At 43.2% G+C, this 1,682-nt stretch carries 4 protein-coding genes; 2 read left to right on the top strand and 2 right to left on the bottom strand.

Going from position 1 to position 1,682, the window contains the following annotated elements:
- On the bottom strand, positions 1-265 hold a 265-nt coding region (locus ACKI5J_RS05325; RefSeq protein ID WP_407427259.1), incomplete at its 3' end, for a hypothetical protein.
- A gap of 232 nt (positions 266-497) precedes the next feature.
- On the opposite strand from ACKI5J_RS05325, the gene ACKI5J_RS05320 reads away from it, so the two are divergent.
- On the top strand, positions 498-794 hold the full coding sequence (locus ACKI5J_RS05320; RefSeq protein ID WP_407427257.1) for a type II toxin-antitoxin system HigB family toxin: 297 nt from the start codon (positions 498-500) through the stop codon (positions 792-794).
- A gap of 72 nt (positions 795-866) precedes the next feature.
- Positions 867-1,241 carry a helix-turn-helix domain-containing protein gene (locus tag ACKI5J_RS05315; protein ID WP_407427255.1) on the top strand — a complete coding sequence of 125 codons (375 nt, stop codon included), beginning with the start codon at positions 867-869 and terminating at the stop codon, positions 1,239-1,241.
- 35 nt (positions 1,242-1,276) lie between these two features.
- On the opposite strand, the gene ACKI5J_RS05310 is transcribed toward ACKI5J_RS05315, so the two are convergent.
- On the bottom strand, positions 1,277-1,682 hold a 406-nt coding region (locus ACKI5J_RS05310; protein ID WP_407427253.1), incomplete at its 5' end, for a DinB family protein.

Raw genomic sequence — 1,682 nt, 5'->3', positions numbered from 1 at the left:
CAGGAGCGGGGTGCTGCTTGTTTTGATCCGCAATGCCCGAGTTTAAGGCGGAGATTCGGTACTTGCAAAAGAAACAGGGGATCGCTTTACTTGGGCAACTGCCATAACGAAAAGGGGTCTGATCGGCATACCGCAATTGCCTGAATACCGGGTTAAGGTTTCCATTTCTGCCGATGCTTTGGCTTACCTGGTGAGGCTGCTCATCGAGACGGGTGTGATTGTCGCTAGTCCTAGATCGGAGTTGCTGGTATTTATTGCAAAGCATTTTCAGACGTCAGGGATTGGAAACGCTTAGCTGTCGGCTAATAGTTTGGGCTCTAAGTATAAACAAGTGGTGCAGTCCACGGCAAAGAATGGGAATGCGGCTTTGGGTAGAGATGCAGCGGATAGTGGGGAAGGAGTTTGGGTTGTGAGGTGGAGAGGGGATTTTATAAAATTAAATATTATTTAGAAAATCTAAATATTTGTATATTTGCGCTAGCAACATTTGTTTTGGTATGGTCGTTATCAGCTACGGAACGTTAAAGGAATTTTTCACTGTACATGCAGGAGCTAAGGATTCGCTCAATAACTGGTACCGTGCTGTGGAATTTGCGGATTGGTCTAATTTCCACGAAATGAAGCTGATGTTCGGCAGCGTTGATGCTGTCGGGAACGACAGGTTTGTCTTCAATATCAAAGGAAACAGTTACAGGCTGGTCGCGATGATATTTTTTGATGTAAGGACCGTTTACGTACGTTTTGTTGGTACGCATGCGGAATATGATAAACTGAAGGACTGTTCGGTAGTTTAGCCTTTATCCAAAAACCCTTTTACGGCTTGGGTGAAAATTGCCGTTATACTGTTTAATAAAATCTTTTTAACTATGGGACGGGGAAACAAGATTGAAACTAAGGCCAGCTACCAAGCAGTAATGGCAAAAATAGATGGCCTGATGGCCAAAGGCAGCGGACACGTTTCTGCGGAAGAGTTGGAAGAGATCCGTAGGCTGGCGCTTTCTGCACAGGAATATGAAAAGAACGTGTATGTAGTGGATGCTCCTTCGACGCTTTCCGGAATGATAGAGATGCGCATGTATGAAATGAGGCTACGTCAGGTGGACCTGGCAAGGAAGCTCAGGGTAAGTCCAGCAAAGCTTTCGCTAATCCTAAACGGCAAGCAGAAGCCCGACGTGGATTTTCTAAAAGCGGTGCATACCGAGCTGAACGTAGATGCGAACTTTATTTTGGAGCACGCCTAAACTATGGACGAGTGGCTGAATTGATGTACTTAATATTATGATAGCAGTTTTAAAAACGTAAAAATCCTCCCACTATGCTCCGCTTCGTGATAATTAGCGGCTTGTAGGGCCTGGGCAAGATTTTTCACTTGAAATCCGATGGGTAACTCGAAGGGCTCATAGTTGACAAATAATCTGGATTCCAGATCTAATTCAAGGTGGTTAACGGTATCAATCAATAAGTGTTTCACCTCATTAACATCTGGAGTAATTTTCCAAGAACCAGGAGACGATCCAATTTTGAAAGACTCCATGAATTCTTTTGATATATACATTGGTAATCCGCTGCGCATATACATATGCCTCTGTTGAGAAGTGATACAATGACCAATGTTCCAAATGATATTATTGTTAAAACCATCTGGAATTTTAAATAAGATTTCGTAATCACATGTTTCCATT

Source organism: Arcticibacter sp., from assembly GCF_045629565.1.
Lineage (GTDB): Bacteria > Bacteroidota > Bacteroidia > Sphingobacteriales > Sphingobacteriaceae > Arcticibacter.
Note: the sequence above shows the minus strand (reverse complement) of the source record. Positions and strands in the feature narration are given on the sequence as shown.

What these genes read in the sequence shown, in the direction of transcription:
- ACKI5J_RS05320 (WP_407427257.1), top strand. Translation starts at nt 498, where the DNA reads ATGGTCGTTATCAGCTACGGAACGTTAAAGGAATTTTTCACTGTACAT.
- ACKI5J_RS05315 (WP_407427255.1), top strand. Translation starts at nt 867, where the DNA reads ATGGGACGGGGAAACAAGATTGAAACTAAGGCCAGCTACCAAGCAGTA.